A 24,826-nucleotide genomic window follows, 5' to 3' on the forward strand; every position below is an offset into this window, starting at 1 on the left:
GCTTTTCCAAAACTACCTGGATGTCCACTGATGGCTGATCTACTCGATGATGTTCTCGTTTCCCTTCGCCGTATTTTGCGCGCGACAAGCATCCACTCGCGTAAGCTCGGACGATCGGTAGGTATCACCGCGCCCCAGCTAATGGTGCTTCGCGCGGTAAGCGACAAGGACGGACTTACCGCTACAGAAGTCGCCAACGCTGTGAGTTTGAGTCAGGCAACCATCACCGCCATTGTCTCTAAGCTTGAAGAGCGGGAGCTTCTGCACCGAGAGCGGAGTAATGTGGACAAGCGACGAGTACATGTATCACTCACAGAGGCCGGTCGTGAGGTCCTTGTAGAGGCGCCAAAGCCCCTCCAAGAGAGCTTCTCCCGTCGCTTTGAGGCATTACCTCGCTGGGAGCAATATCAGCTGGTGTCTTCTCTGGAACGGATCGCGTTAATGATGGACGCTGAAGACCTGGATGCCGCGCCGCTGCTCACAGATCACGCAGAGCTGCACTAAGGCAGACGCACAAGGACTCAAAAAAATCTAGCAGTCCAAAACGGCTCTGAGCGCTGGACACTCCACAGGAGAGCTAGCTTATCCCGGGCGACCCGCTCGTCTCAGGAGACGCATACGGTCTTGGCGCGCGCGGTTAACGCGCATGAGATCCGTTAGGGCGTCTCGATAAACCCCTTGAATCTCGTCCCACCACTCAAGGCCTATGCGGGCATTATTTGCCGCACAAAGAAATGGTGATTTCAGGGGTTCGTCCAGAACGATATAGCTCGCTTCACGAAGACCCGTCATTAGCTGATCTTTGGTAATGGCGCGTCCACTTTGATTCGCCATGTTCATAACTTCGTAGGCTTCAAAAAGCGATTCAACATTTACCCACTCGGCAACCGCCTGACGCTCCACACCCCGTCGCAGGCTCCTGCGAAGCTTGCGCGCCATATTACGAAACTCTCTCTGTACACGCCGCCCGAAAACAGGATCACCGACGGGTTTGAGCTGATCATCGGCAGATAGTTCGCGCCAGTCAGCGTGGGTCAATACCGCATCGATAACGGGAAAAACTTCCTGTTCCTCAAAGCTCATGTGGCCGTAGGAGGCCTGCACGTATTCCCGACCTAAGCGCACAACCTCGGCTCCGCCGAGCTCCCCACGACGCCAATCCTCCACTGCCTGAAGCAGGTCGCGTCCATTGCGTGCCATGTGATCATGGTCTTTCTCAAGGCGACGGCGATCCTCCGCAAGCTTTTGATCAATGTCGGCAGCGTAGCCATAAATAAGGTCTTCGCGAGGATGATGAAAGCGATCCGGCCAGGTCACCATGTAATCCATGATTTCATAGATCACGTGAGTATCTACAAGCTCACTGCGCTCTATGGCATTGAGGTGATCTGAAAGTAAGGCGAGGACGCTGGCAATGTGACGGTGTTCGGCGCGTAAAGCGACCAACATAGGAGCTTCGGACACATCGCTATCGTGTTGGTCTGCAAACGCCTGCAGGTCCATAGGCTCTGAACCTATATTCCTGGCGCGTGATTTTCCTGATGTCGATCGCGACTGACTAACCGCCATAAGATTCACCATTAGCCTGAAAATTTATCGGGGAAGCCTAACGGTGGACGGCGGAGCTAGCAAGCCGGCCCCCGAGAACGTCTACAAAAAGTCTCGGGAGCCAGTTAGGAGGGGGTGGTGGTTAGAATCGAGCCTAATTGCTGCCGAGTTCTCGAACCAGGCTGCCAATGGATTCTTTAGCGTCGCCAAACAACATCCGCGTATTGTCTTTATAAAAAAGCGGATTCTCGATGCCAGCAAAGCCCGACGCCATCGAGCGCTTAAGAACAAACACCGTGCGCGCCTGATCCACATTAATCACGGGCATACCGTAGATCGGCGAGGACTCTACGTCCCGTGCAGCAGGGTTAACTACATCGTTGGCACCGATAACGATGGCAACATCAACGGTCTCCATGCGCGGGTTAATGTCGTCCATCTCCAGAAGCTGGTCGTAAGGAACATCGGCTTCCGCGAGCAACACGTTCATGTGACCAGGCATCCGTCCCGCAACCGGATGAATACCGAAGTTCACTTCTGCGCCGTTCTTTTCCAGCAACTCGGTGAGCTCTTTCACGACGTGCTGCGCCTGAGCAACGGCCATGCCATAGCCCGGAATAATGGCAACGTTAGAGGCGGCTTCAAGAATGTAGTAAGCGTCTTCTGCAGAAATCGGCTTGATCTCTCCCTCGACCACAGTCTCTTCATCGCTAACCGCAGCAAAGCCACTGAACAGCACGTTGGAGAGTGAGCGATTCATCGCCTTACACATAATCTGCGTGAGGATGATACCCGAGGCACCAACCAGAGAACCCGCCACAATCAGGATGTTGTTGTTGATCGCGAAACCCGCGGCGCAGGCAGCAAGACCAGAGTAGGAGTTCAGCAACGAGATAACCACGGGCATATCTGCACCGCCAATGGGGATCACAGCCATGATGCCAAAGGCGAGGGACAGGGCGATCATCAAGATCAGCCAAAAAGGTGTCTGAGGATAGAGGCAGAACAACCAACCACTCACGAAGATCGCGAAGATGATTATGCTGTTAACCAGCTGCTGGCCGCTGAACTGCACCGCAGCGCTGGAAATTTTCTCGCTTAGCTTCCCATAGGCAACCAGTGACCCAGTGAAGGTCACCCCACCAATAAGAATCGATAGCACGATGGTGATGAGCGTGAACAATCCCGAGTCCGCAGTAATCGCAGCGGCGCCCACCAATAGACTCGCCAGACCACCAAAGCCGTTGAACAACGCTACCATCTCGGGCATTGAGGTCATTTGAACCAATCGAGAGGCCGCAGCACCAATGGCGCCGCCCACCAGGAATCCTGCGAAAATCCACTGATACTCAACGATACCTTGGTCAAGGAGAGCCGCCACGATCGCCAGCAACATACCCACGGCAGAAATAGTGTTACCACGCCGTGCCGTAGCAGCAGAGCCCAGTAGTTTCAGGCCATAAATGAACAACGCCGCGGATACGACATAAGCCAACTCAATTCCAAAAGGAGAAACACCCACGATCAGCCTCCTCGCTTCTTGAACATAGCCAGCATCCGGTCGGTCACCATGTAACCGCCCACGACATTAATGGAAGCCAGTGCTACTGCACCGGCGCCCAACCAATTAGCAAGATCCTGCTGGCCATTACCCGCTAATGCGATAGCACCCACAACGGTAATACCCGAAATTGCATTCGCACCAGACATCAACGGTGTGTGGAGCGTTGCAGGCACTTTAGTAATCAGTTCGAAGCCGAGAAATATCGACAACATCAAAATAAAGGTTAGAAAAATAGCATCCATGATCAGGCATCCCCCGCCAGAATGTTCTTGATAGTCTCATTAACAACAGCACCATCATGCGTAATAACGCAGCCCGGCAGAATGTCATTCTCCATGTCCAGCACAAACGCGCCGGTTTCCTTATCCCAGGTGTCTTCCACCAGATTAAACAAGTTGTTGGCATACATTACCGATGCATCGCGGCAAACATAGTTGGGCAAGTTTCCAAGACCCACGAGTGTTACCCCGTTAATATCTACCACCTCGTTGGGAACAGAACCCTCAACGTTACCGCCGGTTTCCGCCGCCATATCAACCACCACAGCACCGGGCTGCATGCCCTCGACCATGGAGCGGGGCACAATGACCGGTGGCTTACGACCAAACACCTGCGCCGTTGTGATCACTACATCAGAGTCAGCAATCACCGCCGCCTGCGCGTCCTGCTGTTTTTGAATTTGTTCCGGGGTAAGCTCTTTTGCGTAGCCATCGGCGGTCTGCCCGGTATCACCGAGGTCAATATCCAGGAAGGTCGCGCCAAGAGACTGAACCTGCTCAGCTACAACGGGGCGCGTATCAAAGGCCGTAACTTTCGCGCCTAGTCGCTTTGCTGTAGCGATAGCCTGAAGACCTGCTACACCTGCACCGATGATGAATACTTTGGCCGGCTTTAAGGTGCCCGCGGGAGTCATCATCATAGGGAAAATGCGCGGTAAGCGTGTGGCTGCGAGCATCACCATGACGTAACCGGCCAGGTTGGCCTGGGAGCTGAGAGCGTCCATTTTCTGGCTGCGGGTCGAGCGAGGAATCATTTCCATGCTAATGGCAGTCACACCCGCCGCGGCAAAAGCTTGCACCAGATCGTGCTCGTTGAAGGGGTCCAGATAACTGATGTGGATACAACCGCGCTTCATTTGCGCAATTTCTTCTAGCTCGGGCTTGCGTAAGCGAAGCAACATATCCGCTGAACCAATCAGTGCGGCTCGGTCGTTAACGATCTCGGCACCGACCTCGGTGTACTCACTATCCTGAAAGCCGCTTCCTGCACCCATGCCTGCTTCGATGTGCACGGTGGCGCCCAGGCGCACAAGTTTTTTAGCGGTATCTGGCGTCATTGCCACCCGGTTTTCGCCCGGATAGAGCTCCTTGGGAACAGCTAACTGCATATTTGTTTCACCCTGTATCAGTCAGTTTTTTATGTGCTTGCGAGGCTAAGCTGCGGCACCATCAAAACCCCCATATTTTGAGGGGGCAAGACTTTAGCACAGAGAGTGTGGTCTTCGAAGGGCGCAATGGCGGCCAAAGTACCGCCACTGCAGGGGCTATAAATCGCCGCGCAAATATTGCTTGAAGTGCCTAACCAGCTTGGAGGCGCAAAAACGGATTCATCCAGCGGTACTTCCAACCGGTGAATCGTAGCGGTGCATCAATGACGGCCAGACAAATGCAGTCTTCGTTTGCGAAAGCTCTTGGCGCATGGACGTCGCTAGCGCTTCTGTAAATGAAGTCCCCGGGGTGATAGCTGCCTTGGTCATCACTGAAGCCACCCTGAAGCACCAAAGTCATTTCTGATCCGCGATGATCGTGGTGAGGAATCTCGCCCCCTGCCTTTATGTGTAGCAAGGAGAATTCAAATTGAGGATCGCCCGTACGAATGGGTGTGATGCGAAGGGCATCGGTGACCTTCTTCCATACCAAATCAGAAAAATCCCCCGCCATCAGGCGGCTCAACAGTGCAGGAGTTGCATCCTGCCCTTTGCGCGCGGCCGGCTGGTAACTGAGAGGAGCTTCTTCATCTAGCCGCGCCAAAACGCGATCCAGCAGCGCGTCGCCGACAGGTTCCGGGTCCAGAGATTCGAACATTGCCGCTCCCATAGTCTGTAACTGGCTCACAGTCTGAGAGCAGCAATCGCAGTAATTGAGGTGCGCGGATACGCAGGCAGCCTGGGCGAGAGGAAGTGTTCCCGCCGCGTGCTCAGTAAGAAGATCCAATTCTGGATGATGTTTAGCCATGGTTTTGTCTACAACTCTACTTTCGTGTTCCATTTAATTACCCTCTTGGGACGCTTCAAACTGCACTTGCATCTTCTGCACTGCCAGTCTGACCCGCGATTTCACGGTACCCAGGGGTAAATCCAATTCGGAGGCCGCCTCTGCGTGCGACTTACCTTCCATATAGACCTTGGCGATGATCTGCGTCTGGTCTGCGGGGAGATTCTTCATAGTCTCCCTGATGCGATCTGCACTTCGGCGGTTCTGCAATTGCATAAACGGCTCTTCGTGCTCCTGATCGGGGCTGAAGTCCTCTGCCGCCAGTGGCGTATCGAACTTTTGCAGCCGGCGAAACATGTCTGTTCGACAATTTCGCGCAATCGTATATACCCATGTACTCGCCGCAGCCTTTTCTGGATTAAAGGCGCCGGCTTTTTGCCAAATCTTTAACATGACCTCCTGCACTAACTCGTCAGCATGAGTCGCTGAAAGAGCAGATCCGGCTAGGGCGAAGGCTTTGATCAGTGGAGCAAAATGTCGGAAAAGGCGAGTGTAGGCTGCCCGATCCTGCTTCTCAGCAATCAAGACCAGGCACTCGCTCCACTCGTCTGTGCGGCGTCCCGTCGGTATGGTTCGCACCATATCGTTTTGACTCCGCGCAGTGCTTGGATTTTCGTCCACGTGTAACCCCTTTGATTTATTGGTGTTGATACGTTCACTATAGACCGACTGGATGACCCGCGCGTCGGCAAATTTGCACGCTGATCCACAGGACCGTGCTGAGCGTAATTTTCCTAAGAATATGGTGGTCGCGGGAAACACAATCCATGCGCCAACCCTAAGCGAACGCGGCAGCTCTGACGCCGCCCAAAACATTCCCAAAAACAGACAGGAGACACCCAAAGGTGCACATAGCGGTAATCGGTTCAGGCATCTCGGGGTTAGCGTGCGCTCACTACCTTAGCGCTGAGCACACGGTCAGCGTATTCGAAGCTAGCAAGCGCTTGGGCGGGCACACCGCGACCATGGACGTGCAGTTGGGAACCCGACGCTTTGCCATAGACACGGGTTTCATCGTTTTTAACGACTGGACCTACCCCAATTTTATTGCGTTGATGGACGAATTGGGCGTGAGTAGTCGTGCCACTTCGATGGGATTCAGCGTGCGCGATGAAGAAACAGGTCTGGAGTATTCCGGTACCAATCTGGACTCCTTGTTTGCCCAGCGCCGCAACCTTGTTTCACCGCGTTTTCTGAGGATGGTTCGCGATATCCTGCGGTTTAACAAGGAGAGCCTAACTGACCTCGAGCGGGGAGATTTACCTGACGACGAGAGTCTGGGCAGTTATCTAACGCGCAAAAACTACAGCGAAGCGTTTAAACGCGACTACTTGATAGCCATGGGCTCCGCTATCTGGTCCTCTGATTGCGCCAGCATGCTCGAGTTTCCGGTGCAGTTCTTCGTACGGTTTTTCAAGAATCATGGCCTGTTGTCCGTCAAGAACCGCCCCCAATGGAGAGTCATTGAAGGTGGATCTCGCGAATACATTGCGCCTTTGTGCCGCCGCTTTGAGCAACGCATCCACACAGGAACCCCCGTAAGCCGCGTTCGCAGGGATGTCGCTGGGGTGACATTAGTGCTGGAGAACGGTACCGAGCAGCGCTTCGATCAGGTCGTGATCGCGACGCACTCCAACCATGCGCTGGAGATGCTTGACGCCCCCTCCGAGCAGGAGCGCGAAGTGCTCGGGGCGCTTCCTTACCAAGCCAACGATGTGGTCCTGCATACAGACACACGCCTCTTGCCGGAGAACCGCAAAACCTGGTCTAGCTGGAATTACCGTCTGGGGGTGGATGATTCAAGAGCCGTGCTCACCTACAATATGAATATTCTCCAAGGTATCCGGGCCCCAGAAACCTTTTGCGTCACGCTGAACGACACAGCCTCCATCAATCCCCACAGAATACTCGGACGTTTTACCTATGATCATCCAGTATTCAGCCTCGCAGGGATGGCTGCCCAGCAGCGCTGGGGAGACATCAATGGTCAGCAGAACACCTGGTTCTGCGGCGCCTATTGGCATAACGGCTTCCACGAGGACGGCGTGGTCAGTGCGCTGCGAGTCTCTGAGGCTATGAATAAGCAGGCTCGCGCCGCGGCATGAACTCCCGGCTGTACACCGGAACGCTGAGGCATCGGCGTCATACCCCGCGAGAGCATGCGTTCAAATATCGCGTCTTCATGCCCTATCTACGTTTAGATGAGCTCGACTCGGTACTGAAACTCAGCCGCCTTTGGTCCAAATCACGCTTTGCACCCGCCAGTTTTCGTCGCGAAGACTTTCTGGGAGACCCTGATAAGCCCCTCGAAGTTGAGGTCCGACGCCGAATCCGGGAAGAAACAGGCAATGATCACTCCGGCCCAATCTATGTCCTCGCCAATCTGCGTTACTTTGGCATGCGCATGAACCCGATAATTTGTTACTACTGCTATAACGACGACGAGTCAGAACTCGAATATCTCATCGCAGAGGTCACTAATACACCCTGGGACGAGCGCCATAGCTACGTTTTAACAGCGCAGCCGGGGCAGCGTGTCTTACGTCAGGACTTTGATAAGACATTCCACGTATCACCCTTTAACCCTATGGAAATGCGCTACTCCTGGCGAAGCAATGCTCCGGGAGCCCGCCTCGCAATTCATCTGGAAAATCACAGTGAGGAGGGTCGTGTGTTTGACGCCACCCTCGCTTTGGAAGCGGAGCCCATCACGGCTTCCAGCCTTCGCGGCATCCTGTGGCGATTCCCGCTGATGACCGCTAAAGTAGCCGGCGCCATTTACTGGCAGGCGCTTAAGTTGTTTATCAAGCGCATTCCTTATCACCCACACCCCGGTACCAGCCTTCAATCTGGAGCACAATAATGAACGAAGTCAGTGTCAGCAGGATTCCCCTACTGCCCCAGGCGAAATCTTTTCGTAACCGCGCCGAGCTTGCCCGGCACTTCCTGCTCCAAGCTTTATCGCATATCAAAGTGGGCTACGTGACCATTCATGATGGTGAGGACACCCATCACTTTGGGGATGCGGGAAACACTGGAGAACCGAATGCAGAAATCGTAGTGCACAACCGCGATGCTTTCGGCAAAGTTTTGATTGGCGGCACGGTTGCCGCCGGCGAAGCCTACATAGATGGCGACTGGTCTACTCCCGATCTTACGGAAGTCACCCGACTCTTCAGCGCCAATATGCAGACTATGGAGTCTATGGAGTCGAAGCGGCACTGGTACACGAAGCTTGCGCTCAAACTTGCACATGCGATGAACCGCAACACTCACGAGGGTTCCAAGCGCAATATCGCTGCACACTACGACCTCGGAAACGACTTCTTCCGTTTGTTTCTGGACCCAACAATGATGTACTCATCGGCAGTTTTTGAGCGTCGCGAAAACACGTTAGAGAAAGCTGCAATAGATAAACTAGACGAGCTGTGCAGGCAGCTGGAACTCACGCCTGACGATCATCTTCTAGAGATTGGTACCGGCTGGGGTGGTATGGCGATTCACGCAGCAACCCACTACGGCTGCAAAGTGACTACGACGACTATCTCTCAGGAGCAGTTTGAATACACCCAAGCGCGGGTGGCCGAGCTAGGTCTTGAAGACCGCATTACCCTGCTCTGCGAGGACTACCGTGCCCTAACCGGCCAGTACGACAAGCTGGTGTCTGTAGAGATGATCGAAGCGGTGGGCCACGACTTTTACAGTAGCTACTTTCAGTGCTGCAGTAAGCTTTTGAAAAATAATGGGAAAATGGTAATTCAAGCGATCACCATCAGCGATGACCGCTACGAGCAGGCGCGGCGCTCAGTAGACTACATAAAGCGCTACATCTTTCCAGGTGGCTGTCTTCCTTCGCTGGAAATCATCGCCAAGCACATCGCCAAAGACAGTAATTTGCAAATGGTGCACCTGAAAGATATCACCGCTGATTACGCGCTGACGCTGGCACACTGGCGACAGCGGTTTATGGAGCGCCTTGATGAGGTTCGCGCGATGGGCTTTGACGATCGATTTATTCGCATGTGGGAATTTTATCTCTGCTACTGCGAAGGCGGCTTCCGTGAGCGCATCATAGGGACGGCGCAACTCGCTTTTGCCAAACCCGGCTATCGGAGCGCTTAAACAGGCTCAACCGCCCGCACCTTAACTAGTGGCTGAAGAACTACGTTGCTGCAAAATGATTCCCGGCACGATGAGTGCCAGACCGACCAATGTCGCCGGGTGTATCGCCTCGCCCAGAATCAGCGCGATGAACACCAGGGAAAGCATTGGCGAGAGGAAGATGAGGTTTCCCACACGGGACACGTTGCTCGCAGTTTGCAGCGCCGTGGACCACAGTAGCCAGGTAAACCCCATCTCAAATAGTCCAACATAGACTGCACTGAGCAATCCCGTCCCCACCTCCGGTAGTCCGCCACCCCAGACCAGACACAGCGCTAGAGAGAGCGGGGCTGCGCAGACAAAATAGGCGGCAAGGGAAATCGTCGGATCGCCCTTACTCCTTGTACTCAACAGCCAAAACACCGCCCAGATCACCGTACTGCTCAGCGCAAGCGCCACGCCGACAACGCTAGTGAACTGCAGAGAAAAGGGATTTCCCTCTGTTGCAATCACAACGACCCCAAGGTAGCCGGAAATCACCGCTAACCAGTCCCGTGACACTAGACGTTGACCCAGTACGGGAACAGAAAGAAGCGCCAGCATGATCGCCCAGGTGTAGTTGATCGTTTGCGCCTGCTGCGCCGGCAAGCGGTCGTAGGCCGCCAACAGAATGCAGTAGTAAAGCAGAGGATTAAGACAGGCCATAGCAAGGAAGCGTAGTGGCGTTGCGCACAGCTCCCGCCAAAGTAGCTCCAATCGGCCCTGCCAGGCGAGGGTGATCAGGAGTGCCAGCGTCGAGATCCATATCGCTACACAAAGGAGCTGCAGTACCGATAGCTCCCGCAGTGCGAGCTTGAATGCTGTGGCGGCGGTAGACCACAACAGCACAGCGCAAAGACCGAGGAGTAAAGCGCGTTGATCGTTTTTCACCGTTGCTGTGGCTCTAAGCTGCGTTGTCATGCATCGCAGTGTACTCAACACCGCCAGATCTGGGAGACCAAAAGAGTACTTACTGTACCCGCGCTATCTTTTGCGGCATTCTCATAGGCTTTGATTGTCAGGTGAACTCCCCTTGAGCGCTACACAACACAGCAACAAAGAACTCACGCCCGCGCTGGCCGCAGCCCCCATCGTGATGCTCATCGCCATGCTGGCGCTCTCAGTGTTCCTGTTTGGTTCCGATGCCTCTTACGGAGCCAATCAGATCGCACTGGTTTTGGCCACAGGGATCGCGGCACTGGTGGGGCAGCGTACCGGCGTTAGCTGGAGGGAAGCTCAGGAAGGCATCATCGATGGTATTGGCGTAGGACTTGGACCCACGCTAATCCTTTTGGCGGTGGGCATGCTTATCGGTACCTGGATTCTGTCAGGGACCGTACCCACAATGATTTACTACGGCGTCCAGATACTGAATCCGCAAATCTTCTATGCGGCAAGCGCACTGATCTGCGCCATCGTTGCTATTAGTGTCGGAAGTTCATGGACGGTGGCTGGAACCCTGGGTATCGGGCTCATGGGTATTGCTGGAAGCTTTGATCTATCACCTGCAATCGCGGCGGGGGCTATTATTTCTGGCGCGTACTTTGGCGACAAGCTATCCCCCATGTCCGACACCACCAACCTTGCATCCGCTGCAGCAGGTGTCGACCTCTTTGATCACATACGACACATGTTATGGACTACCGTCCCCAGCTTCGCTCTCGCGCTCGTCGTGTTCTCTCTAATCGGGGGTGGCGACGCAAGTACACCTCAGGAAATTGAAGCCCTACAGCAAAGTCTCCAGATCGAATTCAGTATTGGCCTACATCTATTGCTGCCATTAGTACTCATGCTGATCCTTGTCTACAAGCGTTTTCCAGCGTATCCAGCCATCCTGATAAGCGCTTTGGCGGGTGGAGTGTTCGCGCTCATCTTTCAGCCTGAGGTTGTGCAACGAATGGCCGGAGATGACGAACTAGGCAAGGGCCTGGCGCTGGTAAAAGGCGTGTGGGTAGCATTGTTTGCAGGCTACGAAGCTAACAGTGGCAATGAATTTCTCGACGCGCTGCTCAGCAAGGGTGGTATGAGCAGTATGCTCAACACCGTGTGGCTGATTGTCGTGGCTCTGGGTTTCGGTGGCATCCTGGAACGCACGGGTATTCTCAATTATTGGCTGCGCCACGCTTTGCGCATGGTGAAAGGCACGGGTTCGTTAGTCGCGACTACCGTCGCCACCTGTGTGTCGACCAACATTCTTGCGGCCGATCAGTTTATGGCTGTGGCTCTTCCCGGGCGCATGTATCGGGATGCCTATAAGGAATACAAGCTATCGCCGCTAAACCTATCTCGAACACTCGAAGACTCCGCCACCATCACCTCGGCACTGATTCCCTGGAACACCTGCGGCGCCTACATGTCAGCGACCCTCGGGGTTGCGACGCTAACCTACGCACCCTTTGCCGTCTTCAACATCGTTTGCCCGCTCATCGCAATCGTGTACGGCGTCACTGGCTTCGCACAGAAACCGCTGGAACCGCTTAACGACGTTTCAAACGCGGCACCCGCGTAAGGCACCCTCCGTGAACGACGATTGGGACTATTCTGAACCGTTTCTCCGTCGCACCCGAGTGCAGTCGGAGGACGTTGATGCCTTGAAGCACACGAACAACACCATCTATGTACGCTGGTGTGAGGAGTGCGCGTGGGAGCACTCAGCGAGTCTGGGTATGGATATCGACGCCTACCATCAGCTGGATCGCGCTATGGCTGTTGTCGAAGGTCGGTACCAGTATCTAAGGGCGTCCTACCTGGACGAAGAGATCGACACCGCCACCTGGATTACGCACTGGGACAAACGGCTGACAATGACCCGGCATTTCCAGTTGCGCCGGGTGTCCGACGGAGTGACCCTACTCCGTGCACAGGTGCGTTTTGCCTGCATTGAGATCAGCTCTGGAAAACCCCGAAGGCTTCCACCGGAGTTTCTAACCGCCTACGGGCCGGCGATATTGGATATTGATCCTTCTTAGACGGTGCCAGCGAATCGCAGTCCGCTAGTTTCGCGTCCAGTCAAAGGGCATGACTGCCGACAGATTGTCTGCACCCAGTTTCGCCATAAGAAGGCGGTCCAGACCCAAAGCGACTCCACTGCAATCGGGCAGGCCTTCCTCCATCGCGGCGACCAGACGGAAATCCAGCTCCCGAGGCTCCTGACCCGCAGCGCGTCGCCGCACATTGTCCGCCAACGCTCTTTCTTGCAGCTCTTTAGCGTCCAGTAACTCACGGTAGCCATTGGCCAACTCGATACCATCCACGTAGAGCTCAAAGCGTTCTGCGACGCGACGGCCATCGCGATCCACGCAACGAGCCAATGCCGCTTGCGACGGAGGGTAATCACAAAGAACCACGACACCTCTGTCGACGAGCGTAGGCTCAACAACATGGCTCATGAGAAGATCTAGCCAACCATCGTAATCAAGATTAAGAGATCCAGTGTCCAAGTGCTCGGCAGCGACTCGCTGAAGTTCAGTGGCGTTTAGCTCCCATGGATCGAAGCCCAAGGTGTCCTGAAAAAGTGTGTTGTAGCGGATGACAACCCCGTCTTCCCTGCCCAAGCACTCACAGACCAACTCTGAGACTTCCGAAACCAACTGTTCAAGGCTAAAGCCGGGGCGATACCACTCCAACAGCGTGAACTCAGGATTGTGCCGGCCGCCGATCTCACCATCGCGAAAAGCCTTGCCTAATTGATAAATCGGCCCGCTGCCCGCGGCCAGCAGGCGCTTCATGGCAAATTCAGGAGAGCTTTGGAGAAACAAAGCCGACGGATCGGCCTTCGAAGGCATTAAGCGCAGGGGCTCTATCGCTGGGTCGGTAACACCAAAACGCGCCAATATCGGTGTATCGACTTCAAGAACATTCCGCTTGGCAAAGAAATCCCGCATTTTGGCGAACAGTGCGCCTCGAGCTTCCAGAGCGGCGCGGGTGGTCCCGGGCCGCCAGTCGTCCATATCAGCTTTTGCTTGCGCGAGCGACATACTCGCCGGAGCGAGTATCTACACGGATAATCTCGCCCTGAGAGATAAACAGCGGGACTCGCACAACGGCGCCGGTGGCAAGCGTTGCAGGTTTGCTACCACCCTGAGCAGTGTCACCCTTAAGACCCGGGTCCGTCTCGGTAATTTCCAGCTCAACAAAATTGGGCGGTGTAACGGAGAGCGGCGTACCGTTATACAGTGTGACCTCGCAGGGCTCCTGCTCTTTTAGCCACTTATGCGTATCCCCTACGGCAGCAGCATCAGCCTGATACTGCTCAAAGGTGTTGGGCTCCATGAAGAACCAAAACTCACCATCGGTGTAGAGGTACTCCATGTTCATATCCATGACATCGGCACCTTCGAGACTTTCACCTGACTTGAAAGTGCGGTCCCAGACACGCCCGCTCTTCAGGTTGCGCATACGAACCCGATTGAAGGCCTGCCCCTTTCCTGGTTTGACGAATTCGTTGTCAAGAATGCTGCAGGGATCCCCGTCCAGCATTACCTTGAGACCGGAGCGAAATTCATTGGTTGAGTAATTGGCCATACCTGTGCACCCCTAAGACTAAACGGGCGCGATGATACCGTACCAGCTGCGCAAAATCAGTGTTTGAAGTTAGCGTGAAACCCCGAATTTAGGCTATGCTCGGCACAATCCGCACCCGGCAAAAGGGACTGGGCGCCATGACGCCGACAAAACTTTCAGGCCTGCGCCTTCCCCAGCAGGATCTCGACCAGTGCAGCTTGTTCGAATGCACGACTGAGGCCGTGGAAAAATGGGTAGAAGAGGTGCCCATGGGCAATCCTCTGCGTGCAGGATCAAGTCTTCGCAACGCTGTTTCTGAGCTTAATCGCGTGCGGTTAAAGCCCCAGGAGCGCTTCCAGCTTCTAGAGCGGTTGCGCACGCCTATCCATTCCGTACTAACTGTATTAATCCGCGGTTCGCTCAAGCAATCGGTCATCCTGGATAACGACAAACAGATTCAGACAGATCTTATTACCGATCTATGTTCTTTAACGGCTGCCGGGTACACGCTGTCAGCGGTGCACACGATTCAGGACAACAGCAGTGTCACGGACGTAAATCCTGCAAAACTTGCGTGCGAATCCTTGCATCGAGCGATGGTTTTGTCCGGGCAACATATCCTTGTGTCCTACATCCTCTACCAACCCGTCAATTCGAACGGCTGGGCTGGGCTACATCAGCTGTATTCTTTAAGTGAGCGGCAACAGCTCGCCAACCTTCCGGTGGAGGACAGCCTCCGAGACACTCGCAGCAACATAGCGCAGGAGTACTTACCCCCGTTGTTGCTGGCATGCTCCAAGCCAAACCAGCTGCGGCAGCACGACATTTCGGGCGCCTATCGCGCATTTCAGGAGTGGCGAGACCTCGCCGAACTTCAGGATCCGGAGCTTGGTGAGGGTTTGTTCGCCGTCGACATGCTGAGTGACCAGGCCCCGGCCTTCGCTGAGCTTCTTGTACGACGGGGCAGCACACAGTTTCGCTACATCAACACCAAGGCCTTGATCCGACATCTCGAAGAGCTCAAAAAATCTCGCGGCACTCAGGGACTGCGGGTCATTGAGTTCGACCGGGAAACCCGCCTGGACACCAATCTCCTCGAGCATCTGATCAAATCCTTGGGGGAGATCAGCCAGCGAAACTTTGCGCGACAGCAATCCCGCGTCTCGCTGGATATAGCAACGGGGCTTAGCAACGTGCATTACTTCGTTGCTGGCGAGCGCAGTCTGGAAGAGATTTTCCACGGTCTGGACTATGACGATTCAGAACTGTCGATGACCAATCAGAATCCGTTTATCACGCCGGCTAGTCACGGTGACCAGTGGCAGCAAGCAAACGCTGAAGACGAAATTGAAGAGCATGCTTCGGAGGAAGAACTCGAACTTGGCGTGGACGTCGACAAGTTGTCGAAACTAGTACAGGAGCAGGACGCACAGGCCAAGGCCATAAAACCCAAGCGCCACACGGTTTATTCGGTAAAAACGACGAACACCAGTCCCGGCGGTTATTGCGTAGAGTGGAGTGATCCGCCCGATAATCTTCACATTGGAGACATTGTCTGCGTACGGGAATCCGGGATGGAGCAGGCCGACTGGACCATCGCAGTGATCCGCTGGGTAAGCCAGGTTAAGCATGCTCCGACACTCCTGGGTCTGGAGCTTATAAGCCCTCGCGGCGGTGCCTACGCAGCGCAAATCAAAATGCCTGATGGTACGTTCTCAAAACCCATTCGCGTGCTTTTGCTCCCGGAGATACCTCTGGTCGGGCAGGCCCATACCCTGGTTGTTCCACGAATGGTCTTCAAAGAGGGCCAGCGGATAACCGTGACCCGGGAAGAAGACTCTGCACTTGTGAAGCTCCGTCGTCAGGTTTCTTCAACGGGGTATTTCGGCCAAATGGACTTCGAATACCTCCGCCAGCTCGACGATGACATTGAAAGTTCTAAACGCGAGGATTTACCGACCGCAGCTTTTGATTCGATCTGGACAGATCTTTAACTCGCTTCTGACCACAACTGATTTCGCGCTCAATCGCTTCCTCGAGGCACGCCTAGAACATACAACAAAGTCTCCAGAGTGCCGTAGTTAATCGCACAGGGGGCAGTTTCTCTAACCCGCGGCTTTGCGTGGAAGGCAACCCCCAAACCCGCGGTGGCCAACATTGGTAGGTCGTTGGCGCCATCACCCACCGCAACTGTATCCGCTAGATCAATACCCTCTCGCTCAGCTATCTCCTTGAGTAAAAGTACCTTTCGCTCGGCATCGACAATCTCGCCGTTCACGTCACCGGTCAATGCGTCATCGATAATCTGCAGGTGATTGGCATGAACCTCGTCGAGGCCGATTTGCGCTTGGACTTTTCTCGCAAAGTAATCAAACCCCCCAGACAAGATCGCCGTGTGATGTCCCTGCGCGCGTAGGGTGCGCAGCAAAATTCGCGCGCCCGGCATGATCGGGAGGGTAGCGCCCACTTCCTGTATCTGTGCGGCATCCAAGCCCCGTAGTTTGGACATGCGCTCACGGAAGCTGCTGCGAAAGTCGAGTTCTCCACGCATCGCTCGAGCGGTGACAGCAGCAACTTCTTCGCCAACTCCGGCACGATGAGCGAGCTCATCAATAACCTCGCATTGAATCAGGGTTGAGTCCATGTCAAAGGCTATGAGTCGCCGCCGGGGACGTTTACTGTCGCTCGGTGCGAGAGCAAGGTCCACCTCCCAGCGACCTGCCAGATCCTGCAGTCGTGCGCGCTGAGCCGCACACCGGTCCCAGTCGTCTAAGTAAAACTCCAGTGCGAACTCTTGACCCGAAGACGCAGACGAGGGCGGCGATAGCCGGCGCAATGCCCGTAGTTCGACATCCCAATGGGCAAGGGTCGCCAGCAGCTCCGAGGGCAAACTCGAGCCAGCAGGCACAATCACCGTCAATACCGCATCTGCGCAGCGATAGAGCCCCGCGTCACTGTGGTCTGTCGCTGCCGATACAGCATGAGCCTGCCAGGGAATCCCCAGTTTGCCGAGCTCTGTCGCAACGCGGTCGCCGAACGCGCCCTCATCCACCTCGCTGTGCACCACAAGAACCGGGGCGTCCGCCAGAAATCGCACCGAATCGGCCAATGCCAATACAGGCAAGAGTCGCTGTAAGGCGGCGTAGTCCAACTCTGTCGGCAATGAAAAGCCCGTTGTTGTCACAATGAAACCCTGTTCACAAAAATTACCTGCCAATTCTAACTCAGCGCGATTACAACAAGACGCCATACAGCGCCCCCGCTTATAATTCTCGCACCGCATCGTGCCGAACCGTTTCATGCAGCGCTTTAAGACCCTCAGCTTGAGCCTACAACTGCCCATCATGGCGGCCGGTTGCGCCCTGCTTGTGGGTTTGTGTTTACTCTGGCTAGCTGCCACGTCCAGCGAGTACCTGCAAAACGAAAGAGAGCGGCTTTACGGAGAGGCTCTCGCTCAGCAGGTCTCCGCCACAGTGCGGGAGGCCTTGCAACGCGGAGACCTTCTCAGCGCTCGAGCATCGCTCCAACGATTTGTCGACAGCTCTCTGGCAGGCGGTATCACCATCCGCGATGTAGAGGGCATGGCCATGGGGACAGCCGGGACTGTTAGTGGGCCAAATCTCACGCAGTACAGCGCACCGATACGTATCGGAGAAGACACCGCTGGCGAAGTGCTGGTTGCGGTGGACAGCAGCGCGGGACAGGAGAGTCGCTGGCGCTTTCTTTTCTCACTTTTAGCACTGGCGGCGGCATTGAGTCTTTTGGTGTTCATGGGCACACGGTTTTTAGCACAGCGCCTGGCCACCTCACTCCTTGCCCTAGACAGCCAACTCGCATTACCGGACACCGCAGATCAAACGCTGGACAACGAAGTGACCAGACTGCAACAGAGTGTCGAGGCTTTACCACTGGACATGCTTCGCAGCCATGCACCTGTTCCAGCGGCAGCGACAGAGTTTCAACAGGCAACTATTCTGTTTATCCATCTGGCAAGTCTCGCACGCTACGTCGACACCCTCGGCGAATCAAACCTGCACCGTTACACGCGTCGCTTACAACAGATCGTGCAGGCAGCCGCTCAGTGTTACCGCGGAGAGCTCATAGTCACGCGGCCCTTCGGCGTCGTCATTAGTTTCAGTCCGCAGCCTAACGCCGGCAGCGAAGCGCTCCGCGCAGCGAGCTGCGCTCGGCTCATAGCGCTTATTTCTCTGGGACTACAAAAGCGGACAAACCTTTCTCTTGAGCTGGCCATGGCCCTTGGGCAATGTGAACAGGGAATGGATCAAGCGACGGATATCTACCCGCAACTGCATTTGCAGGGAGCCATTGATGACTTACGCGACGCCTGCCTCCGTCATAAGCGCTACCCGACCATTCTTCTCTCACAGAGCGCTCTTGCTGACGAGCAGCTCGCCGCAGCAGCGCAAGTCGAGGAAACCAGCGACCAGAGCACCGGGGTAAGTGAGCTCATTTCGCTGGCGAGAGAGCAGGAGGATCTCGTTGCTCATCAGGCCGAGATGATTGTGGAGCGGATTAAACCCTCGGTAGCGCCCGGCGGCGACTAAGCGACAGAGCGAGACAAGCTCACCGAGGCTTACCCTGCTACGTCCATTCTCTCCACCCGCTGAAAGCCCCGGGGCAGTTTATTACCTCGACGCCCACGCTCTCCATGGTAATGATCAAGCTCCGAACGCTTCAGGGTGAGATGGCGCTTACCTGCCCAAACTGTGAGACCGTCGCTGTCCTTCAGCACTGCCGTCGCTATCACGTACTCTTCGCGTTCCTTAAGCCTCGCACCCGGGATAGAGATGATTTTATTGCCCTTGCCGCGGGACAAACTCGGTAAGTCCGCCAAAGGAAACACCAGCAAACGACCTTCATTGCTTACCGCTGCCACCCACTCTGCTCCTTCGGCGATAGGAACAGGACTAACTACTTGAGCCCCCGCTGGCAGAGTCAAAGCGGCTTTCCCAGCACGATTCTTCGTCTGCAGTTCACCAAGCGTAGTGACAAAGCCATAGCCGGCGTCCGAGGCCAGAAGACAGCGTTGCCCACTGTCACCCATCATCAATCCGTCGAAACCCGCTCCGGATGGCGGGTTAATACGACCGGTAAGAGGCTCGCCCTGTCCCCGAGCAGAAGGCAGATTGTGCGTGGCCAGCGTGTAGGCGCGACCTGTGGAATCAATGATCACCGCCGGTTGATTACTCCGACCGCGCGCTGCCAATTTGAAACTGTCGCCAGATTTGTAACTCAGAGTCGTGGGATCCATCTCGTGACCCTTCGCTGCGCGAATCCAGCCTTTCTCAGAGAGCACTACAGTAATTGGGTCGGCCGTCATTAGCTCCAACTCGCTAAACGCCTGGGCTTCGTCTCGACGCGCCAGAGGCGAGCGGCGATCATCCCCATACTTTTCGGCGATAGCTGTGAGCTCTTTTTTAATCAGAGTCTTCAGTCGCGCGTCGGAACCAAGAGTTTTCTCAAGCCAGTCACGCTCTTTCTCGAGCTCGTCCTGCTCTCCTCGAATCTTCATTTCTTCGAGCTTGGCGAGATTACGCAGCTTCAGCTCAAGGATCGCTTCGGCCTGAATATCCGATATGCTAAAGCGCTGCATTAGGGCCTGCTTTGGATGCTCCTCGGTACGAATGATGTGAATCACTTCATCAATATTCAGGTAAGCGGCGAGATAACCTTCCAGTATGTGCAACCGTCGCTGCACACGCTCGAGTCGATAATCCAATCGCCGTCGCACCGTCTCCCGACGAAACTTCAGCCACTGCTTGAGAATCCCATCGAGACTCCTTACACCGGGACGACCGTCGATACCTATCATGTTGAGATTGACGCGATAGGTTCGTTCGAGATCCGTCGTTGCGAATAAATGGCTCATCAAGCCATCGCGATCTATGCGGTTTGAGCGGGGCACGATAACCAGACGAGTAGGGTTTTCGTGATCCGACTCATCGCGAAGATCTGCCACCATCGGAAGTTTCTTGGCCTGCATCTGCTGGGCGATCTGCTCAAGCACACGAGAACCGGATGCCTGATGAGGCAGCGCCGTCACCACGATGTCACCGTGCTCAAGATCCCACACCGCACGCATGCGCAAACCTCCGCGTCCCGTGGCATAGATCTGGGCAATATCCTCCGGAGGCGTGATGATCTCAGCCTCTGTGGGATAGTCAGGGCCCTGTATGATTTCGCAAAGCTCGGCGAGGCTCGTTTTTGGAGCCTCTAGAAGAGTGATTGCAGCGGTCACAACCTCCCGCAAATTATGCGGCGGTATATCAGTCGCCATGCCTACGGCGATACCTGTCGTTCCGTTAAGAAGGATGTTCGGCACCTGAGCTGGAAGCAGTGAAGGCTCATCCATGGTGCCGTCAAAGTTGGGCACCCAATCCACCGTGCCCTGACCCAGCTCCCCCAGCAATACATCGGCATAGGCTGTGAGACGCGACTCCGTATAGCGCATCGCAGCAAAAGACTTTGGATCATCGGGGGAACCCCAATTGCCCTGACCATCGACCAAGGGATAGCGATAGCTAAAGCTCTGCGCCATCAGCACCATGGCCTCGTACGCTGCGCTGTCACCATGGGGATGAAATTTGCCGATGACATCACCGACGGTACGCGCCGACTTCTTGAACTTCGCGGTGGCCTTCAGGCCGAGTTCACTCATGGCGTACACAATTCGTCGCTGTACAGGCTTAAGGCCGTCTCCGATGTGTGGAAGCGCTCGATCAAGAATGACGTACATCGAGTAGTCAAGATAGGCTTTCTCGGCATACTGCTTTAGGGAAATACCCTCGATGCCATCTTCATCGATGGTGTTGGTTTCAGTCATTTAGGGGTCTCTTGCTGGGTCTGGGCTGCTTTGGAGGAGTCGGACGATGCGCCTCGCACTCCGCAGCCGTCATTACTGTTGTATTTACTTTTGTATTTACTTTTGTAATTGCTTTTGGCGTTGCTCGTGTCGTTAGCAAAAATGCGGATCAGTCTTCACCGCCTCCCTGCGTATCGGTCTTCGTCGCGTTTGCCCCGCGCTGCTGCACGAGTTGCTCGTTGAGACTAACAATGGAATTCGCCATATCCGTTAACAGCGCGTGGATCGTAGCTGGATTACTTTTGATGAGCTCTGTGAACTGGCTGGTCGGAACCTTCACCACACTACAGCGGCTGCGCGCACGCACAGTGGCACTGCGATCTGCATGGGTCAGTGCCGCCATGGCACCGAAAATCTCACCGGGGCTGATGATACCCACAGGGACATCGTCTACCAGCACATCAGCCAGGCCGGACGTGAGGTTGAATACGTACTGAGCACGCTCTCCCTGATTAATGATGATCTCATCGGGCTCGTACAACGCGAAACCCGGAGTCGTAATCACGTCAATCTGGGTTTGCATCGCCGTCAGTCGCAGCATCATTCCGCTGTAGGTGACCAGTAGCCGCGTCCAGAGCTTGGTTGTGCTTGGGCGCGAAAAAACCTGCTGCATGAATTCCAGAGCGCTGAAACTACTGAGGCTCGCGCCCGCTTCACTGCCGTAGAAAACTGCTGCATCTACATCTCGGCTGCCGGCAATGTCAGGCAGGAGCACATCGCCTTCTTCTAATAGGTAAACGGCGCGATCTGCATAGCGCACGGAGATGGTTCCACTGGCAACCAGATAGAACTTTGCAGGATCAAAGCCGCGGAAGTTTCCCGACTGGGTAGGAGCGACCTCAACACGGATTGGCAAGATCTCTATTTCGTCCAACAGAGCCTGCACTAAACCACGGTATTGCTGGTTCAGAAGCTTAAAGTCAGCGGGTAGTTCAACGCTCGCTAGCATGCTCGATTTGGGTACCGTCTCACCGATGCGCTTCTCGTAGCGCGGATAACGCGATCATAGCAACTTCTCTTGCCAGCGAGAACAACTCAACTAGCGAGAAAGGGTTCAAATCGCTAGCATGACAAACCCCGTATTTGGCAGGCAAACAGCATGCTCGATGAGTCAGGTTGGTCATTTCAGCCCTTTTCCGCCCTCAGTGGTGCTGATGTTTACGATCTGTTGCAACTTCGTTCCGCGGTTTTTGTGGTCGAGCAAGACTGCGTGTATCTGGATCCTGATGGATTAGACCAGGCGGGGTGGCACTGTTGCTATCGGAAAGACGGCCGCTTACTGGCCTATCAACGCTGTTTACCACCGGGAACGCCCTATGGCGAGGACAGCTCTATGGGCAGAATCATTGTTGATCCCTCAGCGCGCGGCAGCCAGCTGGGAAGAGAACTGGTGCGTCGCGGCATAGAGTTCAATCTAGCGACCTGGCCCAAGAGCCCTATTCTGATTGGAGCCCAAGCTCAGCTGCAGCGATTCTATGAGTCCATGGGCTTTGTAGTGTGCTCCGAGCCCTATTTGGAGGACGGTATTCCTCACCTGCAGATGCAACACCCGAACGTGGAGGGCGTCGTGAACGACTTGGAGTCGGAATCAACGCGCGACTAAACGCTTAGCGTGCGTCCATCAAGAAAGTCACGGGACCGTCGTTAACAAGGCTGACCTGCATGTCTGCACCAAAGCGACCACCCGCAGACGGGGGGTGAACTTTGGATAAGTAATCATAGAGTTGCTGAAAAAGAGGCTCTGCCATATCGGGAGCCATGGCCGTTGAAAACCCGGGCCGAAGCCCACGCGAGGTGTCCGCGGCTAGGGTGAACTGAGAAACCAGCAAAAGACCTCCGGACACATCTCGGAGACTGCGATTCATGCGGCCCTGTTCATCTCCAAAAACGCGGTAATTGAGGATCCTTTCAAGGAGCTTCTCGCCCCCTTCGAGGGTGTCATCGGGCTCAAGGCCCAAAAACACCAACAGGCCGGCATCGATACTGCCAACGACTTCAGCGTCGATGGCAACCGACGCCTCGCGCACACGCTGTATCAGTGCGCGCATGGGACTCTAAACGCGCGAGGCGCGCTTGCGCTCGTGCTCCAGCAAAAGCTTCTTACGCAGGCGGATGCTCTCAGGAGTTACCTCAACAAGTTCGTCGTCCTCGATAAACTCCAACGCCTGCTCGAGGGTGTGCCGTGTTGGAGGCGTCATAACCAAAGCTTCGTCCGTGCCCGAGGCACGCACGTTTGTCAGCTGCTTGGCTTTTGTGGGATTGACCGTCAGATCATTGCCACGACTGTGCAATCCGATGATCTGTCCTTCGTATACCTCGATGTTCGGATCGACAAACAAGCGTCCGCGATCCTGAAGGTTGAAGAGGCCGTAAGCGAGGGTCTTTCCCTTGACCATGGATACGAGCACACCGTTGTTTCGATGACTGATCGGCGCATCCTTAACGGGGCCGTAGTGATCAAAAATATGCGTGAGAGTGCCGCTGCCAGATGTCAGCGTCAGGAAAAGAGATCTAAATCCAATCAGGCCACGGGCCGGCACGACGAACTCCAATCGGGTCCAACCTTTTCCGTCAGGACTCATGTTCTTGAGCTCCGCGCGGCGAGCACCCAGCTCCTCCATAAGCGCGCCTTGATGCTGGTCCTCGCAATCGATGACCAGCTCTTCGAAAGGCTCATGGATCTCACCGTCAACTTCCTTGCGGATAACTTCCGGACGGGACACACCCAATTCAAAACCTTCGCGTCGCATGGTTTCGATCAGCACCGAGAGGTGTAGTTCGCCGCGACCCGATACCTTGAACTTGTCAGGGCTGTCGCCGGGCTCGACCCGTAGGGCTACGTTGTGGATCAATTCCCTTTCGAGGCGCTCTGCGATATTTCTGGAAGTCACGTACTTCCCCTCCTTACCGGCGAAGGGTGAATCGTTAACCTGAAAGGTCATGCTCACCGTGGGCTCGTCAACGCTCAGGGGAGGCAAGGCATCGGGAGTCGCGGGATCGCAAAGCGTGTCGGAGATATTCAGCTCTTCGATACCCGTCACGCAGACAATATCTCCCGCAGAGGCTTCGTTGGTATCAATGCGCTCGAGACCCATGTAACCCATGACCTTCAGCACACGACCATTTCGCCGCCCGCCTTCGCGATCGATCACCGCCACCTGCGTGTTGGGTCGTAGTACACCGCGGGTAATACGCCCCACCCCGATAACGCCCACATAGCTGTTGTAGTCCAAAGCACTCACCTGCAGCTGAAGCGGCCCATCGACGTCAACATCAGGAGCCGGCACTTGCTCAAGAATAGTTTCGAACAGTGGCGTCATGTCTGTCGCCATGTCCTCATGATCAAGGCCGGCAATACCCTCAAGGGCAGACGCATAAATAATGGGAAAGTCTAGCTGCTCTTCGCTCGCGCCCAAGGCATCAAAAAGATCAAACACCTGATCGACTACCCAGTCAGGTCGTGCACCAGGGCGGTCAACTTTGTTAATCACAACAATAGGCTGCAGCCCCTGCGCGAATGCCTTGGAGGTTACAAAGCGCGTCTGCGGCATCGGGCCGTCAACCGCGTCGACCAGCAACAATACAGAGTCGACCATGGAAAGTACGCGCTCCACCTCGCCACCAAAATCTGCGTGCCCCGGGGTATCCACGATATTGATGCGATGATCGCCGTAGGTGATGGCCGTGTTCTTGGCCAGGATGGTAATGCCGCGCTCCCGCTCCTGATCATTGGAGTCCATGATGCGCTCGGCGTCGGCGTTGCGACGGTCGAGGGTTCCGGACTGCCGGAGGAGGCAGTCGACCAGTGTGGTTTTACCATGGTCTACGTGGGCAATAATGGCGATGTTGCGAAGTTTTTCGATCACGGCGATAGTCCGGCCCCGGCGCAGTAAGCGTTATCCGGCAGCTCTTTAA

At 55.2% G+C, this 24,826-nt stretch carries 23 protein-coding genes; 9 read left to right on the top strand and 14 right to left on the bottom strand.

Features of this window, described 5'->3' with window-relative positions; genetic code table 11:
• Positions 1 to 30: 30 nt before the first annotated feature.
• Complete coding sequence (locus tag R0137_RS01640; protein ID WP_407328039.1) at positions 31 to 504, top strand: MarR family winged helix-turn-helix transcriptional regulator; 474 nt, start codon at positions 31 to 33, stop codon at positions 502 to 504.
• A gap of 78 nt (positions 505 to 582) precedes the next feature.
• Here R0137_RS01640 and R0137_RS01645 read toward each other — a convergent pair whose 3' ends face one another.
• From R0137_RS01645 to R0137_RS01670, 6 genes are all read right to left on the bottom strand, one after another.
• Positions 583 to 1,503, bottom strand: a complete 921-nt coding sequence (locus R0137_RS01645; RefSeq protein WP_407328041.1) for a hemerythrin domain-containing protein — start codon at positions 1,501 to 1,503, stop codon at positions 583 to 585.
• Positions 1,504 to 1,702: 199 nt separating this feature from the next.
• On the bottom strand, positions 1,703 to 3,076 hold the full coding sequence (locus tag R0137_RS01650) for an NAD(P)(+) transhydrogenase (Re/Si-specific) subunit beta (RefSeq protein ID WP_407330049.1): 1,374 nt from the start codon (positions 3,074 to 3,076) through the stop codon (positions 1,703 to 1,705).
• Entirely contained in the window at positions 3,073 to 3,354 is a 282-nt protein-coding gene (locus R0137_RS01655; protein WP_008293208.1) for an NAD(P) transhydrogenase subunit alpha, read from the bottom strand. Before R0137_RS01655 ends, R0137_RS01650 begins: the two co-directional genes overlap by 4 nt.
• Before the next feature lie 2 nt (positions 3,355 to 3,356).
• Entirely contained in the window at positions 3,357 to 4,499 is a 1,143-nt protein-coding gene (locus tag R0137_RS01660; RefSeq protein ID WP_407328042.1) for a Re/Si-specific NAD(P)(+) transhydrogenase subunit alpha, read from the bottom strand.
• A gap of 190 nt (positions 4,500 to 4,689) precedes the next feature.
• On the bottom strand, positions 4,690 to 5,379 hold the full coding sequence (locus R0137_RS01665; protein WP_407328044.1) for a ChrR family anti-sigma-E factor: 690 nt from the start codon (positions 5,377 to 5,379) through the stop codon (positions 4,690 to 4,692).
• Positions 5,380 to 5,967, bottom strand: coding sequence for a sigma-70 family RNA polymerase sigma factor (locus R0137_RS01670; RefSeq protein WP_407330050.1), 588 nt, complete (start codon positions 5,965 to 5,967; stop codon positions 5,380 to 5,382).
• A 263-nt stretch (positions 5,968 to 6,230) separates the two neighbouring features.
• Here R0137_RS01670 and R0137_RS01675 point away from each other — a divergent pair, with 263 nt between their 5' ends.
• From R0137_RS01675 to R0137_RS01685, 3 genes are read left to right on the top strand one after another with little or no spacing between them, the layout of a single operon-like run.
• On the top strand, positions 6,231 to 7,490 hold the full coding sequence (locus tag R0137_RS01675; protein ID WP_407328046.1) for an NAD(P)/FAD-dependent oxidoreductase: 1,260 nt from the start codon (positions 6,231 to 6,233) through the stop codon (positions 7,488 to 7,490).
• A complete protein-coding gene (locus R0137_RS01680) occupies positions 7,487 to 8,248 on the top strand; it encodes a DUF1365 domain-containing protein (RefSeq protein WP_407328048.1) in 762 nt (253 codons plus the stop codon). The genes R0137_RS01675 and R0137_RS01680 overlap by 4 nt, the downstream gene beginning before the upstream one ends.
• Complete coding sequence (locus R0137_RS01685) at positions 8,248 to 9,507, top strand: class I SAM-dependent methyltransferase (RefSeq protein WP_407328050.1); 1,260 nt, start codon at positions 8,248 to 8,250, stop codon at positions 9,505 to 9,507. Before R0137_RS01680 ends, R0137_RS01685 begins: the two co-directional genes overlap by 1 nt.
• 21 nt (positions 9,508 to 9,528) lie before the next feature.
• Here the strand turns inward: R0137_RS01685 and R0137_RS01690 are convergent, their stop codons facing one another.
• Positions 9,529 to 10,446 carry a DMT family transporter gene (locus R0137_RS01690; protein ID WP_407328052.1) on the bottom strand — a complete coding sequence of 306 codons (918 nt, stop codon included), beginning with the start codon at positions 10,444 to 10,446 and terminating at the stop codon, positions 9,529 to 9,531.
• A 112-nt stretch (positions 10,447 to 10,558) separates the two neighbouring features.
• On the opposite strand from R0137_RS01690, the gene nhaC reads away from it, so the two are divergent.
• Together nhaC and R0137_RS01700 are read left to right on the top strand one after the other, a co-directional pair.
• Positions 10,559 to 12,034: a Na+/H+ antiporter NhaC gene (nhaC, locus tag R0137_RS01695; protein WP_407328053.1), complete on the top strand. Its 1,476-nt coding sequence runs from the start codon at positions 10,559 to 10,561 to the stop codon at positions 12,032 to 12,034.
• 10 nt (positions 12,035 to 12,044) lie between these two features.
• On the top strand, positions 12,045 to 12,494 hold the full coding sequence (locus tag R0137_RS01700) for an acyl-CoA thioesterase (RefSeq protein ID WP_407328055.1): 450 nt from the start codon (positions 12,045 to 12,047) through the stop codon (positions 12,492 to 12,494).
• A 24-nt stretch (positions 12,495 to 12,518) separates the two neighbouring features.
• Here R0137_RS01700 and epmA read toward each other — a convergent pair whose 3' ends face one another.
• Both epmA and efp read right to left on the bottom strand, forming a co-directional pair.
• On the bottom strand, positions 12,519 to 13,475 hold the full coding sequence (gene epmA, locus R0137_RS01705) for an EF-P lysine aminoacylase EpmA (protein WP_407328057.1): 957 nt from the start codon (positions 13,473 to 13,475) through the stop codon (positions 12,519 to 12,521).
• A 1-nt stretch (position 13,476) separates the two neighbouring features.
• Positions 13,477 to 14,049 carry an elongation factor P gene (efp, locus tag R0137_RS01710; RefSeq protein WP_407328059.1) on the bottom strand — a complete coding sequence of 191 codons (573 nt, stop codon included), beginning with the start codon at positions 14,047 to 14,049 and terminating at the stop codon, positions 13,477 to 13,479.
• 95 nt (positions 14,050 to 14,144) lie between these two features.
• Between efp and R0137_RS01715 the strand changes: the two genes are divergently transcribed.
• Positions 14,145 to 16,022 (top strand): GTPase, encoded by a 1,878-nt coding sequence (locus R0137_RS01715; RefSeq protein WP_407328061.1) that lies wholly within the window; start codon positions 14,145 to 14,147, stop codon positions 16,020 to 16,022.
• Between the two features lie 29 nt (positions 16,023 to 16,051).
• Here the strand turns inward: R0137_RS01715 and serB are convergent, their stop codons facing one another.
• Positions 16,052 to 17,278, bottom strand: coding sequence for a phosphoserine phosphatase SerB (gene serB / locus R0137_RS01720; protein WP_407328063.1), 1,227 nt, complete (start codon positions 17,276 to 17,278; stop codon positions 16,052 to 16,054).
• A 49-nt stretch (positions 17,279 to 17,327) separates the two neighbouring features.
• On the opposite strand from serB, the gene R0137_RS01725 reads away from it, so the two are divergent.
• Positions 17,328 to 18,593, top strand: coding sequence for a hypothetical protein (locus tag R0137_RS01725; RefSeq protein WP_407328064.1), 1,266 nt, complete (start codon positions 17,328 to 17,330; stop codon positions 18,591 to 18,593).
• A gap of 29 nt (positions 18,594 to 18,622) precedes the next feature.
• Here the strand turns inward: R0137_RS01725 and parC are convergent, their stop codons facing one another.
• Complete coding sequence (gene parC / locus R0137_RS01730; protein ID WP_407328066.1) at positions 18,623 to 20,872, bottom strand: DNA topoisomerase IV subunit A; 2,250 nt, start codon at positions 20,870 to 20,872, stop codon at positions 18,623 to 18,625.
• 148 nt (positions 20,873 to 21,020) lie between these two features.
• Positions 21,021 to 21,860 (bottom strand): cyclic nucleotide-binding domain-containing protein, encoded by an 840-nt coding sequence (locus R0137_RS01735; protein WP_407328068.1) that lies wholly within the window; start codon positions 21,858 to 21,860, stop codon positions 21,021 to 21,023.
• Positions 21,861 to 22,010: 150 nt separating this feature from the next.
• Here R0137_RS01735 and R0137_RS01740 point away from each other — a divergent pair, with 150 nt between their 5' ends.
• The gene (locus R0137_RS01740; protein ID WP_407328070.1) at positions 22,011 to 22,514 is read left to right on the top strand and encodes a GNAT family N-acetyltransferase; all 504 of its coding nucleotides are present in this window, start codon (positions 22,011 to 22,013) and stop codon (positions 22,512 to 22,514) included.
• A gap of 4 nt (positions 22,515 to 22,518) precedes the next feature.
• On the opposite strand, the gene dtd is transcribed toward R0137_RS01740, so the two are convergent.
• Together dtd and typA are read right to left on the bottom strand one after the other, a co-directional pair.
• Complete coding sequence (gene dtd, locus R0137_RS01745) at positions 22,519 to 22,959, bottom strand: D-aminoacyl-tRNA deacylase (RefSeq protein ID WP_407328072.1); 441 nt, start codon at positions 22,957 to 22,959, stop codon at positions 22,519 to 22,521.
• Positions 22,960 to 22,965: 6 nt separating this feature from the next.
• Complete coding sequence (gene typA / locus R0137_RS01750) at positions 22,966 to 24,777, bottom strand: translational GTPase TypA (RefSeq protein WP_407328074.1); 1,812 nt, start codon at positions 24,775 to 24,777, stop codon at positions 22,966 to 22,968.
• Between the last annotated feature and the right edge of the window lie 49 nt (positions 24,778 to 24,826).

It is taken from the genome of Congregibacter brevis, assembly GCF_045689245.1.
Lineage (GTDB): Bacteria > Pseudomonadota > Gammaproteobacteria > Pseudomonadales > Halieaceae > Congregibacter > Congregibacter brevis.